The organism is Streptomyces sp. NPDC030862 (assembly GCF_055571835.1).
Window position 1 is genome coordinate 449,276 of sequence record NZ_JBVIEN010000006.1, and the last position, 13,663, is coordinate 462,938.

11 protein-coding genes and 2 tRNA genes are annotated in these 13,663 nt (G+C 71.8%); 10 read left to right on the forward strand and 3 right to left on the reverse strand.

Translation table 11 applies throughout. The features are described 5' to 3' along the window. Positions 1 to 3 precede the first annotated feature (3 nt). The 6 genes from ACZ42X_RS19120 (at position 4) to ACZ42X_RS19145 (ending at position 3,828) form a co-directional block, all read left to right on the forward strand. Positions 4 to 1,764: an LCP family protein gene (locus ACZ42X_RS19120; RefSeq protein ID WP_468291073.1), complete on the forward strand. Its 1,761-nt coding sequence runs from the start codon at positions 4 to 6 to the stop codon at positions 1,762 to 1,764. An 82-nt stretch (positions 1,765 to 1,846) separates the two neighbouring features. Next, the gene (rsfS, locus tag ACZ42X_RS19125; protein ID WP_468291075.1) at positions 1,847 to 2,284 is read left to right on the forward strand and encodes a ribosome silencing factor; all 438 of its coding nucleotides are present in this window, start codon (positions 1,847 to 1,849) and stop codon (positions 2,282 to 2,284) included. Next, the gene (locus ACZ42X_RS19130; RefSeq protein WP_468291242.1) at positions 2,281 to 2,934 is read left to right on the forward strand and encodes a histidine phosphatase family protein; all 654 of its coding nucleotides are present in this window, start codon (positions 2,281 to 2,283) and stop codon (positions 2,932 to 2,934) included. Before rsfS ends, ACZ42X_RS19130 begins: the two co-directional genes overlap by 4 nt. A 118-nt stretch (positions 2,935 to 3,052) precedes the next feature. Next, a tRNA-Ala gene (locus tag ACZ42X_RS19135) sits at positions 3,053 to 3,125 on the forward strand. 298 nt (positions 3,126 to 3,423) lie between these two features. Next, a complete protein-coding gene (locus ACZ42X_RS19140) occupies positions 3,424 to 3,591 on the forward strand; it encodes a hypothetical protein (protein ID WP_468291078.1) in 168 nt (55 codons plus the stop codon). A 3-nt stretch (positions 3,592 to 3,594) separates the two neighbouring features. Further along, positions 3,595 to 3,828, forward strand: coding sequence for a hypothetical protein (locus ACZ42X_RS19145; protein WP_010468484.1), 234 nt, complete (start codon positions 3,595 to 3,597; stop codon positions 3,826 to 3,828). Here ACZ42X_RS19145 and ACZ42X_RS19150 read toward each other — a convergent pair. Beyond that, positions 3,807 to 5,108, reverse strand: coding sequence for a glycosyltransferase 87 family protein (locus tag ACZ42X_RS19150; protein WP_468291081.1), 1,302 nt, complete (start codon positions 5,106 to 5,108; stop codon positions 3,807 to 3,809). The genes ACZ42X_RS19145 and ACZ42X_RS19150 overlap by 22 nt on opposite strands. A gap of 134 nt (positions 5,109 to 5,242) precedes the next feature. Between ACZ42X_RS19150 and ACZ42X_RS19155 the strand changes: the two genes are divergently transcribed. Continuing rightward, positions 5,243 to 5,315, forward strand: a tRNA-Ala gene (locus ACZ42X_RS19155). A 53-nt stretch (positions 5,316 to 5,368) separates the two neighbouring features. Here ACZ42X_RS19155 and ACZ42X_RS19160 read toward each other — a convergent pair. Then, a complete protein-coding gene (locus ACZ42X_RS19160; protein WP_361413593.1) occupies positions 5,369 to 6,961 on the reverse strand; it encodes an NADH-ubiquinone oxidoreductase-F iron-sulfur binding region domain-containing protein in 1,593 nt (530 codons plus the stop codon). Beyond that, positions 6,958 to 8,331 (reverse strand): hypothetical protein, encoded by a 1,374-nt coding sequence (locus ACZ42X_RS19165; protein ID WP_468291083.1) that lies wholly within the window; start codon positions 8,329 to 8,331, stop codon positions 6,958 to 6,960. Before ACZ42X_RS19165 ends, ACZ42X_RS19160 begins: the two co-directional genes overlap by 4 nt. A gap of 453 nt (positions 8,332 to 8,784) precedes the next feature. On the opposite strand from ACZ42X_RS19165, the gene leuS reads away from it, so the two are divergent. The 3 genes from leuS (at position 8,785) to ACZ42X_RS19180 (ending at position 13,497) form a co-directional block, all read left to right on the forward strand. After that, positions 8,785 to 11,664 carry a leucine--tRNA ligase gene (gene leuS, locus ACZ42X_RS19170; protein WP_468291086.1) on the forward strand — a complete coding sequence of 960 codons (2,880 nt, stop codon included), beginning with the start codon at positions 8,785 to 8,787 and terminating at the stop codon, positions 11,662 to 11,664. Between the two features lie 137 nt (positions 11,665 to 11,801). Continuing rightward, positions 11,802 to 12,584 (forward strand): hypothetical protein, encoded by a 783-nt coding sequence (locus ACZ42X_RS19175; protein WP_468291088.1) that lies wholly within the window; start codon positions 11,802 to 11,804, stop codon positions 12,582 to 12,584. A gap of 67 nt (positions 12,585 to 12,651) precedes the next feature. Beyond that, positions 12,652 to 13,497: a DegV family protein gene (locus tag ACZ42X_RS19180; RefSeq protein ID WP_361413606.1), complete on the forward strand. Its 846-nt coding sequence runs from the start codon at positions 12,652 to 12,654 to the stop codon at positions 13,495 to 13,497. Positions 13,498 to 13,663 lie beyond the last annotated feature (166 nt).

Sequence of the window (13,663 nt, forward strand, 5' to 3'; positions counted from 1 at the left end):
CCGGTGAACGACCAGCAGAACCCGTACGACCCGTACTACCCGCCGCAGCCGCAGATCGTCGGCTACGACGAGTACGGGCAGCCGGTGTACCAGCAGGCCCAGCAGCAGTACGACCCTTACGCGCAGCAGCAGGTGCAGGGGCAGGTGCCGCAGCAGCAGTACCAGCAGGGGTATCAGCAGCAGGGACAGCCGCAGGGCCAGGGCTACGGGTACGAGTCCTACGACGGCTACCCGCAGGGCTACTCGCAGGACCAGTCGGACCAGTCGGCCCAGGTGCCCCAGGCACCCCAGGGGTACGGGTACGACGGCTACACCGGCACCGGTTACGACGCCGGCCGGCAGTGGATCCCCCAGCAGGCCGAGCCCCAACCCCAGCCCCAGCCGGTGTCCCCGCCCGAGCCCCAGCCCGGGCCGGAGCGTGCGGCGACCGCGTCGCCCTCCTCCGTACCCGGCCCGCGCCGGCCGGTGGCGTCCGCGCCCGACCGGGAGGGTGAGCGGGAGGCCGACCGCGAGTACCGCACCGAGCAGTTCGCCTTCGTCGAGGATCCGGACGAGGACTCCGAAGACGTCATCGACTGGCTCAAGTTCACCGAGAGCCGCTCCGAGCGGCGTGAGGAGGCCCGCCGCCGGGGCCGCAACCGGGTCATCGCCCTGGTCGTCGTCCTGACCGTCGCCCTCATCGGCGGCGTCGGCTACCTCTGGGCCTCGGGCAACCTGCCCGGCCTCGGGGACGAAGAGGCCAAGCAGGGCGGCACCGCCGCCGGCGGCCCGCAGAAGCGCGACGTGATCGTCCTCCACCTGCACAACACCAAGAGCGACGACACCTCCACCGCGCTCCTGGTCGACAACGCCACCACCAAGCAGGGGACCACGGTCCTGCTGCCGAACGCCCTCTCCGTCGCCCACGACGACGGCACCACCACCACCCTCGCGAAGTCCGTCGACGAAGACGGCTCGGCCGGTACCCGCGAGGCCATCGGCGCCCTGCTCGGCACGGAGATCTCCGGCACGTGGCGGCTCGACACGCCCTACCTGGAGAACCTCGTCGAGCTCGTCGGCGGCGTCGACCTCACCACCGACACCGAGGTGCCCGCCGCCAAGAAGGGCGAAGCGCCCCTCGTGCCGAAGGGCGAGAACCAGACGCTCAACGGGCGCATGGCCGTCGCGTACGCCACCTACCGCGGCGCGGGAGAGGCGGAGGCGGCGCAGCTCCAGCGGTTCGGTCAGGTCGTGTACGGCGTCCTGCGCAAGATGTCGGACGACCCGCGGGCCGCCACCGTCACCGTGGAGACGCTCGCGCAGATCCTCGACCCCTCCCTGCCCGAGAAGGACCTGGGCGCCTCGCTGGCCAAGCTCGCCGAGCACGCCAAGGGCGGCGACTACAAGACGGAGCTGCTCCCCGTCCAGCAGGACGGCACGCTCAGCGAGGAGGCCGCGCGGAGCGTGGTCAAGGACGTCCTCGGCGGCTCGGTGACCGCACCCGCGAAGGGTTCCGCCGTGCGCGTGGGCGTCAAGAACGCGTCGGGTGACGAGGACGCCACCGAGAGCGCCCGGATCGCCCTGGTCAACGGCGGCTACGCCGTCATCGACGGCGGCAAGGCCGACTCCGTTTCGTCCTCGCAGGTCATCTACGGTGACGCGACCCAGAAGGCGAAGGCCGTGGAGGTCGCCAAGACCCTGGGCCTGCCCGCCGAGGCGGTCGAGAAGGGCACGACAGCGGCGAACGCGGACGTCACGGTCGTCCTCGGCCGGGACTACGAGTGAGCGCGTGAGCTAATCGTTTGCCGGGCTGTCGGCGGTACGTGAGACCCTGGGGGTGTTCCCGACCGCCGACGAAAGCCTGCTTGTGACCGCCACTGACCGTTCCATCGAGCTCGTGACGACCGCCGCCCAGGCGGCGGCCGACCGGCTCGCGCACGACATCATCGCCTACGACGTGAGCGACGTCCTGTCGATCACCGACGCCTTCCTGCTCGCCTCCGCGCCCAACGACCGCCAGGTCAAGTCGATCGTGGACGAGATCGAGGAGCGGCTCAACAAGGAGCTGGGCGCCAAGCCCGTCCGCCGCGAGGGCGACCGCGAGGCCCGCTGGGTCCTGCTCGACTACGTCGACATCGTCGTCCACGTACAGCACAGCGAGGAGCGGGTCTTCTACGCCCTGGAGCGGCTGTGGAAGGACTGCCCCGAGCTGCCGCTGCCCGAGGACGCCATGAAGACCCGCGGCAAGGCCGAGGAGCACGCCCGGCTCATGGGCGCCGAGGGCCCGGACGGTGAGCTGAGCTGAGCGGCACCAAGGGCGGCAGGGGCCGCCGCATAGTCCTCTGGCGCCACGGCCAGACCTCGTGGAACCTGGAGCGCCGCTTCCAGGGCTCCACGGACATCGAGCTCACCGAGACCGGCGTCGCCCAGGCGCGCCGGGCCGCCAGGCTGCTCGCCGCGCTGAAGCCGGACGCGATCATCGCCTCCGACCTGAAGCGCGCGGCCGCCACGGCCGGCGAGCTGTCCGCGATCACCGGCCACCAGGTCAACCACTACTCCGCGCTCCGCGAGACGTACGCGGGCGAGTGGCAGGGCCTGACGCACGACGAGATCGTCGAGCGGTACGGCGAGCAGTACGCCGCGTGGAAGCGGGGCGAGCCGGTGCGGCGCGGCGGCGGCGAGCTCGAGAGCGAGGTCGCCGACCGGGCCGCTCCGGTGGTCCTGGAGCACGTCGAGAAGCTGCCCACGGACGGCACGCTCGTCGTGGTCAGCCACGGCGGCACGATCCGCACGACCATCGGCCGGCTCCTCGGCCTGGAGGCGCGCCACTGGGAGAGCCTCGGCGGTCTCTCCAACTGCTGCTGGTCGGTCCTGGGCGAGGGGGCCCGCGGCTGGCGGCTCCTGGAGCACAACGCCGGAACGCTCCCCGAGCCCGTCCTCGGCGACGACGACTGACGACGGCCCACGAAGTCGCGACGTAGTCTCGACGGTGCCCACGGACCCGGATTTCACTTTCCGGCAGGTGGCAGGCTAAAGTTCTTCTTGTTCGCAGCGCGGAGCGCGAAGAACACGAGGGGCTATAGCTCAGTTGGTAGAGCGCCTGCATGGCATGCAGGAGGTCAGGAGTTCAATTCTCCTTAGCTCCACAAGCACCGGATCCCGTCCCCACCTGGGGGCGGGATCCTGCGTTTCCGGGCCTTCCCCTGGCGGCTCATGCGCCTGATCGGCGTCGCGACCTTTGGCACACTCTTCCTCAGCCGCTTCCATACGCCGGGGCGCACGCGTCAGCCGAGGCGCTGTGGGTATGCGCCCTGGCGCTGGCCACCGCGTCGATCATGGGAGCGGCCGCCGGCCCGGTCCGCCGACCCCGCTGACCCCCTTGCGGGGCCATGGCAGAATCGGACGGCCGGAGGGGGACGACGTCCGGACGGGAGGGAGTGTGCGATGGCCGCTAGCAGTTTCGAGGAACCGGCTGCCCGGCTCGCCGCCGCGTCGCAGACGAACGTCGGCCTCAGTTGCCCCTCGTGCGGCTCCTCCCACGTCGCCCAGATGCTCGGTGACAACGGCGGAGTGTCCTATGTGTGCACGTCCTGCGGCCACAGCTGGAGCTGACTGATGGGTGCGCACAGGCGGAAATGCGACTGGTGCGGCAGCGGCACGCCGATCGTCCGCGACATGGATCCGGTCAACCCCGCGTACCAGTACTGGTGCGAGGAGTGCGCGCGGGCCCTGATCATAAAAGGCGACCCCATCGAGACCTACCGGGAGCTCGAAGGGGAGCCCATCTACGGGCGCCTGCTCGACGAGCACTGCACCCTCAAGCGGTTCTACTCCTTCGCCACGGCCTGACCGGCCTGACCGGCCTGACCGCGCTGAACCGGCTGAACCGGCTGCACGGCCCGGACGGCTCGGCCCGGTTGGCCGGTCTGACGGCGGCGGCCGAGGCCCAGGCGTACCGCGAAGGCCGCCAACAGTCCCAGCCCCACCAGGGTGTAGAGCCCGGACAGCAGCATCTGCCCGGCGTTCTGGTGCAGTTCGAGCCGTACGGGGGCGGGCTGGTGAGGCACCCACCACAGGGCGAAGGACGCGAAGACCAGCCCGACGGCGGCCGTCCACGCCGTACTCACGCGGGTCGCCAGCAGGATCAGCATCGGCACGCACCACACCCAGTGGTGCGACCAGGAGATCGGGCTCACCAGCAGCGCCGTCGTCGCGCACGCCACCACCGCCATCGGCCGGTCCCCGCGCAGCGCGGCCAGCACCGCCACGGCCAGACCGGCGACCCCCACCAGGACCGCGGCGGCCAGCCACCAGTGCCCGGGGTCGGTGGTGTGCAGCAGCCGGGCCAGCACCCCGCTCAGGGACTGGTTGGCCGTCTCCTCCTTACGACCCACCCGGCTGGTCTCGAAGATCATCTCGGTCCAGAAGCGGCGCGAGTCGTACGGGAGGATCACGGCGGACGCCACGGTCACCACGGCGAACACCCCCGTCGCCGTCGCCGCCTGCCGCAGCCACGCGTTCCACGCCCAGCCGTGCGCACGCGCGCGTGCCACCCCCACCAGCAGCAGGAAGACGACGAACAGCCCCGGCGTCAGCTTGACGGCCGTGGCCAGGCCTATGCCCACGCCCGCCCACCGGTTGTTCTCCCGCCGGGTCAGGTCCCACAGCACCGCCACCGCGATGAGCAGGTTGATCTGCCCGTACCGCAGCGTCGTCCACACCGGCTCGCACCACACCAGCACCGCGGCCGCCCACAGCGCCGTCTCCGGCCGGTCCCGGCCCACCAGGCGCAGCGACAGCCGCACCAGGGCCAGCAGCAGGAGCAGGTTCCCCGCGGTGGCGAGGGTGCGCATCTCCGGGACGCCGAGCAGCGTCAGCGGCGTGAACAGCAGCGCCGCGAAGGGCGGGTACGTCGTCGGCAGGTTCGCCGATGTGGCGCGCATCGCATAGAGGTCGCCGCCCGCGAGTACGGTCTCGCCCTCCGCCCGGTAGACCGACAGGTCCAGCATCGTGACGTTGGCGGCGCGCTGCGCCACCCAGAAGGCCACGAAGGACAGCAGGCAGGCCGCCACCGCGGCGGGCAGGGGCAGGCCTCGCAGACGGGCGCGCAAGTTCAGGGTCACGGTCACGAGGGGCGACGCTACCGGCCGGAGCCCTTCCGGCCGTAAACGGATTTGGTGAACCACCGGGGGGACCGTGTAATGTTCTCTCTGTCGCCGCGAGGGAAACCCGCAAGGGAAACCGAGCGAACGACACACCGCAAGGGGCTATAGCTCAGTTGGTAGAGCGCTTGCATGGCATGCAAGAGGTCAGGAGTTCAATTCTCCTTAGCTCCACAAGCACCAGAGGCGGGCCATCCGGATCGGATGGCCCGCTTCTCTGTCTCCGGTCAACCCCGCCCGCTGCCCAGGGCCTTGCGGGCGGCGCTCGGCAGCGCCGGACGGCCCTGACGGCCGACGCGGTCCTCCTCGGAGCGTTCCAGGCGCAGCGCCAGTTCGGGACAGCGGCGTACGGCCAGCTGCGCGCGGGTCCGCAGGTGCACGGGCACGGACGCGTCCGCGAGCACCGGGTAGCCGTCCCGGCCCATCCGGATCAGCTCCGGCACGATGTCCGCGCACAGCCCGTGCCCCTTGCACAGGGTCCAGTCCACGGCCAGCTTCTCGCCGCTCGGGATGGACTCCTCGGCCTCCTGGTAGCCCGGCTCCGGCAGCGGCAGCACGCCGATCGTCGGACGCCCGCAGCCGCCGTGCAGCACGTGCGCGGCGAGATCGTCCGTGAACGCCGACAGCGTCGAGCCGAAGAAGCGCGCCGACCCGTCGGGGTGCTTGCACACGCCCCGGCCCTTCACCGCCTGCGTCACCTCGCGCAGCGCCTCAAGGGCGGCCGGTCCGCCGCCGTTCAGCACGTCCGACAGGCCCCCCGCCGCAGCGGGCAGGCCCAGCCGGCACGGGCCGCACTGGCCGGCGGTCTCCGCCGCCAGCCAGTTCGCCACCCGCTGCGCCTCACCCAGCGGACACGTCTCCGGGCCGATCGGCAGGATCGCGCCCGCCCCCAGGGAGCCGCCCACGGCTGCCAGGGACTCGCGTGAGACGACGGCGTTGTGCACGGCCATGGCGTCGATCCAGTTGCCGTGGTAGCCGCCCGTGAGGACGCCCTGGGGCTGCGGAGGGGCACCGGCCAGCTCCAGGACGTACCGCAGCGGGACGCCCGTCGGGACCTCCACCACCATGGGACGGGCGACCGCGCCGGAGATCGTCAGCATGACCGTGCCGGGCTCGCTCTCCAGGCCGGTGTGGCCGTAGCGGCGGGCGCCGATCCGCCCCGCGACGGCCAGCTGCGCGAACGTCTCCGCGTTCGACAGGAGCGTCGGCGCGCCGCCCACCCCTGACTCGGCGGCCCGCTCACGGCGGCCCGGCGGGATCGCCGGACCACCGCCCGCCGCGCGGATGACGGAGGACGCCTCGCCGGAGACCATCCGTTCCGGCGTACGCACCACCCGGGCGCGCAGCTGCTGTCCGCGCCGGTCGGACAGCCCCCGCTCGGCCAGCGCGGCACGGATGGAGATCTCCGTGGAGTTGCGCGTCACGGCGACGATCAGGGTGCGCGCGCCGAGCGCCTCGGCGGCCAGCAGGGCGCCGTCCAGGATGAGGTGCGGGGCCCGGTTGAGCAGGACCGTGTCCTTGCGGCAGGCCGGCTCGCCCTCGCTGCCGTTGACCACCACCACGGGCCGCACCCCGCGCCGTATCGCCGCCTTGGCGACCGCGCGCAGCTTCTTGCCGAAGGGGAAGCCCGCGCCGCCCCGCCCGCGCAGGGAGATCTCCTCGGCGAGCTGGGCCAGCCGCTCCCCGGGTATCGGCTCGAGCGGGCCGTGCACCTTGAGGTGCATCTGCAGGTCCAGCCGCTCGACCAGGTCGAAGCCCTGGGTCAGGTGCGGGAGGCCGACGACGCGGACTTCGGGGACGTCGGGGAGCGGGGCGTTCACGGGCGGTCTCCTGCGGGTGCGGACCACGGTTCACCGGCCGGCGGGTACTGGAACGGGCCGGGGGTGGGCTCGGTGGGGCTGCTGTACGAGGGGTACGAAGGGGAGGGGGAGGAGGGGTACGAGACGGAGGAAGGGGAGGGGTACGAGGGCGGTGCGGGGGACTGGGCGGGCGGCGGAGGGGACGGGGTGGGCCAGTACCCGGGGCGGGTAACCGGCTCGTCGGGGACGACGGGCAGCTCCTCCGTCATGGGGATGCGCTCGGCGAGCGGGATCTCCTCGGTCGAGACGCCCGAGACACCCGAAACGCCCGAGCTGCCCGAGACACCCGAAACGCCCGGGTAGCTCGCGTTGCCGAGCGAGACCGCGCGGTAACCGGCGGAGAGACCGGCTCCCGCGGTCGGCCGTTCAGGGGCGATCGGGTCGTAGAGAGGAGCCGGGGACGGCGGGTCGAAGGTGCGCGGCGGCCGCGCGCGGGGCCGGCCGAAGGAACGTTCCGAGGACTGCCTGGAGGACCGCCTGGAGGGTCGGTCGGAGGCTCGGTCAGAGGGGCGTTCGAAGGCGGAGAAGGACGGGGACGGGGAGGGCGGCGGTTCGGGGGCGGGCGCCGTGCCGGGCAGCGGCGACACCGACAGGTCACGCCGGGCGGGCTCCGCGTCCGATTGCGCGGCGCCCGGACCTATCAGCGCCAGCAGACGTGCCGCCAGGCGGTCCTGTACGGGCCGGGGCAGCATCCGTACGGACACGGCCGCGGCGACGCCCGCGAGCGCCAGGCAGTACAGGGTGACCACCCAGGCGGCCGCCGGGCGGCCCGCGTACAGGCCGTGGATCAGCGCCGAGCACCAGGCCGGGTACGCCAGCATGTGCAGCGGCCGCCAGCGGGCCGCGATGCTGCCGCGCCCGGCGAGGGCGCTCCGGGCGGCGCCGGTCGACGCGGCGATCACCATGAGCAGGCCCGCCAAGGACCCGAAGCCGATGAGCCCGGCCGAGCCGGAGAGTCCGAGCCCGAAGGGGAGGAGGGCCCCGATGAGCTGCGTGTGGCCGAGGGAGACCTTGACGGTGGCGTGCAGGAGGAGGAAGCCCAGGGAGGCGACCGCGGTGCTCCTGTGGACGGCCTGGGCGACCAGCCGGTGACGGGTGGACAGGAGCAACCGGTCGGTGGCGATCAGACCCCATGCGACGGAGGCGGTGAGCGACACCAGGGACAGCACGCCCGTGGTGAAGTCCAGGGCGGCGCGGAAACTGTCGCTGCCGCCCACCGCTAGCAGGGGTATGAGCACCACGGCCGCCACGTACAACCCGCCCTGCACCGGCCGGCTCATGCCGCCCTTCGGTGTGGGCGGCGATGAGCGGATCTTGCGATGAGGGTTCATGGGGAGCGACTCCAGTGGTGCGGAAAAGAGGTCCCGGAGCCGCATGCTAGGTCGACGCATACCAACCAGTACGAGTTTTGGGCCTTTATGGCTCGGAACATCGGCAACTGACTCTGGGGTTGCCCTGGATAGGGTCGATACGCGGAGTAACCGGAGCGGCCGCCGTGGCCGGGGCGGGGTATCCACCGCACGCGCGGGGCACGCACACGGCACGCACACGGCACGCATGGAGCGCGCGCGTGGCACGCGCCCACACGGCGGAACCTCGGTGCGGCCCGTCCGGGCCCTGCGGTACCCTGGCGCCATGCGTGCCGTACGCCTTCTGCTTAGCGAGCCGCGCTGATCAGTCCCGACGGTTGATGAATCCGGTCGGAATCGGCGCGGCGTCCCCTCCTGTGCGAGGGGATTTTTCATTTCGTGGCAGAGACGACGATCGATGGAGCTTTAAGGATCATGAGCGAGACGAATTCTGCTGCCGAGGCAGCAGCCCCGCATCGTTACACGGCGGCCATGGCCGCCGACATCGAGGCACGCTGGCAGGACTTCTGGGACGCCGAGGGCACGTACGAGGCGCCGAACCCGAGCGGGGATCTGGCCGGTGACCCGGCCGTCGTCGCCCGCCCCAAGAAGTTCATCATGGACATGTTCCCGTACCCCTCGGGCGCGGGCCTGCACGTCGGGCACCCCCTGGGCTACATCGCCACCGACGTCTACGCCCGCCACCAGCGCATGACCGGTCACAACGTCCTGCACACGCTGGGCTTCGACGCCTTCGGCCTGCCGGCCGAGCAGTACGCCGTCCAGACCGGCACCCACCCGCGTGTGTCGACCGAGGCGAACATCGAGAACATGAAGGTCCAGCTGCGCCGGCTGGGCCTGGGCCACGACAAGCGCCGGTCCTTCGCGACGATCGACCCGGACTACTACAAGTGGACCCAGTGGATCTTCCTGCAGATCTTCAACTCCTGGTACGACGAGGAGGCGAAGAAGGCCCGCCCGATCGCCGACCTGGTCGCCCAGTTCGAGAGCGGCGAGCGCGCCGTACCGGGCTCCGTCCCCGGCTCCAAGCGCGCGTGGAGCGAGCTGACCGCCGCCGAGCGCGCCGACGTCCTGAGCGGCTACCGGCTGGCGTACGCCTCCGACGCGCCGGTCAACTGGTGCCCCGGCCTGGGCACCGTCCTGGCCAATGAGGAGGTGACGGCCGACGGCCGCTCCGAGCGCGGCAACTACCCGGTCTTCAAGGCGAAGCTGCGCCAGTGGAACATGCGCATCACCGCCTACGCCGACCGGCTGCTGGACGATCTGGACGCGCTGGACTGGCCCGAGGCCATCAAGCTGCAGCAGCGCAACTGGATCGGCCGCTCCGAGGGCGCACGCGTCGACTTCGCCGTCGGCGAGGACGCCATCACCGTCTTCACCACCCGCCCGGACACCCTGTTCGGCGCCACCTACATGGTGCTGGCGCCCGAGCACGAGCTGGTCGGCAAGATCGTCCCGGAGGCCTGGCCGGCCGGCACCCACGCCCTGTGGACGGGCGGTCACGCGACCCCGGCCCTGGCCGTCGACGCCTACCGCAAGCAGGCCGCCGCCAAGTCCGACGTCGAGCGCCAGGCCGAGGCCAAGGAGAAGACCGGCGTCTTCACCGGCGCGTACGCCACCAACCCGGTCAGTGGCGAGCAGGTCCCCGTCTTCATCGCCGACTACGTCCTGATGGGCTACGGAACCGGCGCCATCATGGCCGTCCCGGCGCACGACAGCCGTGACTTCGCCTTCGCGCGCGCCTTCGACCTGCCCATGCGCTGTGTCGTCCAGCCCTCCGACGAGCGCGGCACCGACCCGTCCACGTGGGACGACGCCTTCGACTCGTACGACGCGACCCTCGTCAACTCGTCGAACGACGACGTCTCGCTGGACGGCCTGGGTGTCGTCGACGCCAAGGCCCGCATCACCGAGTGGCTGTCCGAGAAGGGCATCGGCGAGGGCACCGTCAACTTCCGGCTGCGCGACTGGCTGTTCAGCCGTCAGCGGTACTGGGGCGAGCCCTTCCCGATCGTCTACGACGAGGACGGCGTGGCGCACGCGCTGCCCGAGTCGATGCTGCCGCTGGAGCTGCCCGAGGTCGACGACTACTCGCCGCGCACCTTCGACCCGGACGACGCCGACACCCAGCCCGAGACGCCCCTGTCGCGCAACGATGACTGGGTCAACGTCACCCTGGACCTGGGCGACGGCCCGAAGAAGTACCGCCGCGAGACCAACACCATGCCCAACTGGGCCGGTTCCTGCTGGTACGAGCTGCGCTACCTGGACCCGCACAACGACTCCGCGCTGGTCGACCCGGCGATCGAGCAGTACTGGATGGGCCCGCGCGAGGGACAGCCGCACGGCGGTGTCGACCTGTACGTGGGCGGCGCCGAGCACGCCGTACTGCACCTGCTGTACGCCCGGTTCTGGTCCAAGGTGCTGTACGACCTGGGCCACGTCTCGTCGGCCGAGCCCTTCCACAAGCTGTACAACCAGGGCATGATCCAGGCCTTCGTCTACCGGGACGCGCGCGGCATCGCCGTACCGGCCGCCGAGGTCGAGGAGCGGGACGGTGCCTTCTGGTACCAGGGCGAGAAGGTCAGCCGCGTCCTGGGCAAGATGGGCAAGTCTCTGAAGAACGCCGTCACCCCGGACGAGATCTGCGCCGAGTACGGCGCCGACACCCTGCGCCTGTACGAGATGGCCATGGGCCCGCTGGACGTCTCCCGCCCCTGGGACACGCGCGCGGTGGTGGGCCAGTACCGGCTGCTGCAGCGGCTGTGGCGCAACATCGTGGACGAGGCGACCGGCGAGGTCACCGTCGTCGACGCCGAGCCCGACGAGGACACGCTGCGCGCCCTGCACAAGGCCATCGACGGCGTGTCCCAGGACATGGCCGCGATGCGGTTCAACACGGCGATCGCCAAGGTCACCGAGCTGAACAACCACCTGACCAAGTCGGGCGCCCCGGTGCCGCGTTCCATCGCCGAGCGGCTGGTGCTGCTGATCGCCCCGCTGGCGCCGCACATCGCCGAGGAGCTGTGGCACCGGCTGGGCCACACCGACTCCGTGGTCCACCAGGACTTCCCGGTGGCCGACCCGGCGTACGTCGTGGACGAGACCGTCACCTGCGTCGTCCAGATCAAGGGCAAGGTCAAGGCGCGGCTGGAGGTCTCCCCGTCCATCACCGACGCCGAGCTGGAGGCGCTGGCCCTGGCCGACCCGGCGGTCGTCGCGGCGCTGGGCGGCGCGGACATCCGCAAGGTGATCGCGCGGGCGCCGAAGCTGGTGAACATCGTCCCGGCGTAGCGCGTTCCGGGCATAACGCCTGGGTGGTTTCCCTTACGGGCAGGTTGGGGGTTTCGATGGAACCCCCGACCTGCCTGTTCCGTTTACCGTGGAGGAACACGGGCGCGAGCGTCCGGCACCGAAACCGAGGGGACTTCATGGAAGCCGCGATCCTGATCCTGGCGCTGCTCTTCGTCGCCTTCGTCGCGCTGGGCGTGTACGTGTCCGTCAAGGTGGTCAAGGGCGTCAAGCGCGGCGTCGACCGGACGATCACCCAGGCGCGGCGCACCGTCGAGGACACCACCCTGCGCGCCAAGAGCTACGGACAGGGCGGCGTCGTAGGCGAGCTGGCGCAGCTGCGGCTGAAGCTGCGCACGTCGATGCGTGCCACCCAGGAGGCGCTGGAGGCGACCGCGCGGGAGGACGCCTCGGTCAAGGAGTCGCTGGAGCTGTTCCGGCGGCTCAGCGCGCACGGGCACGAGCTGGACGAGGACCTGCGGCGCATGGAGCGCGACCCGGACCGGTCCAGGGTCGCCGAACAGCTGCCGGGCCTGCGGGAGCGTACGCAGCGGATCACGGACTCGGCCGACTCCCTGCGGTGGGCGGCCCGGGACCGGGCGCGGAGGTTCGCCGACGACGAGCTGGAGACGTTGAGCGCCCAGATCGACATCGAGGCCGGCGCGCTGCGGCACTGGTCGGCGGAGCCCCCGGTGACGGCGGAGTCGTCGTCGGCGCGGACCGTGCGCGGTGCGGACGGCCGGGATGGCCGGGGCGCCGGTGACGGTGGGGACGACCTGACGTGGCCGGAGGCGCCCCCGGCGCAGGCGAACGGCGGCGCTGCGTCGGGCCAGGGTGAGCGGCCGGCGATCACGGCGCGCGACCCCCGGCAGCCGCACCCCTATTCATGGCAGAAGTCCACCCGGCCCGAGACCACGAACTGACCCGAACCGAGCACGGCGGCGGGGGCGGACTGCCATGGGACGCCCGCCTGCGGGTAACCTCCCGCTCATGTCCCGCCATGTCGCTATCGTCACCGATTCCACGGCCTACCTGCCGCCGCAGACGATGGAGCGGCACGGCATCGCAGCGGTGCCGCTGACCGTCGTACTCGGCGACCAGGCCCTTGAGGAGGGCACCGAGATCTCGGCCCGCTCCCTCGCCCTCGCCCTGCAGAAGCGGCGCTCCGTGACCACCTCTCGGCCGAGCCCCGAGACGTTCGCGGCGGCGTACCGGGCGGCCGCCGAGCGAGGCGCCGACGGAATCGTGTCCCTGCACCTGTCGGCCGAGTTCTCGGGCACGTACGACGCGGCCGTCCTGGCGGCGAAGGACGCCCCGGTGCCGGTGCGGGTGGTCGACACCGGCATGGTCGCCATGGCGCTCGGCTTCTGCGCACTCGCGGCCGCCGAGGCGGCGGAGGCGGGCGGCACGCTGGACGACGCGGTCGCGGCCGCCGAGAAGCGGGCCGCCGGGACCTCCGCCTACTTCTACGTCGACACCCTCGACTACCTGCGCCGGGGCGGCCGCATCGGCGCGGCCCAGGCACTGCTGGGCTCGGCGCTCGCCGTCAAGCCGCTGCTGGAGCTGGAGGGCGGCCGGATCGAGCTACGCGAGAAGGTGCGCACGGCGTCGAAGGCCATCGCCAGGCTGGAGGAGATCGCCGCCGACCGGGCGGGCGCGAGCCGGGTGGACATCGCCGTTCACCACCTGGCGGCCCCGGAACGGGCCGCCGCACTGGCGGACCGGCTGCGCCGACGGATCCCCGACCTCGCCGAGCTGCACGTCAGCGAGGTGGGCGCGGTGATCGGTGCGCACACCGGGCCGGGGCTGCTGGGCGTGGTCGTCTCGTCGTGGTGACGGCGTCCTGGTGACGTCGTCGCGGTGACGGTGTCGCGGTGACGGCGAGCAGGCTCGGACGTCGCTCGTTCGGGTGAGCGGTTTTTCCACAACTCCTGGGTTATCCACCACTTTTGGGGCTGCTCGGCAGGTTCGGGCGTATGTGCGTACCGTGTTGCGCCATGAC

What these genes read in the sequence shown, in the direction of transcription:
- ACZ42X_RS19140 (WP_468291078.1), top strand. Translation starts at nt 3,424, where the DNA reads ATGGCCGCTAGCAGTTTCGAGGAACCGGCTGCCCGGCTCGCCGCCGCG.
- ACZ42X_RS19145 (WP_010468484.1), top strand. Translation starts at nt 3,595, where the DNA reads ATGGGTGCGCACAGGCGGAAATGCGACTGGTGCGGCAGCGGCACGCCG.
- ACZ42X_RS19165 (WP_468291083.1), bottom strand. Translation starts at nt 8,331, where the DNA reads ATGAACCCTCATCGCAAGATCCGCTCATCGCCGCCCACACCGAAGGGC.
- leuS (WP_468291086.1), top strand. Translation starts at nt 8,785, where the DNA reads ATGAGCGAGACGAATTCTGCTGCCGAGGCAGCAGCCCCGCATCGTTAC.
- ACZ42X_RS19175 (WP_468291088.1), top strand. Translation starts at nt 11,802, where the DNA reads ATGGAAGCCGCGATCCTGATCCTGGCGCTGCTCTTCGTCGCCTTCGTC.
- ACZ42X_RS19180 (WP_361413606.1), top strand. Translation starts at nt 12,652, where the DNA reads ATGTCCCGCCATGTCGCTATCGTCACCGATTCCACGGCCTACCTGCCG.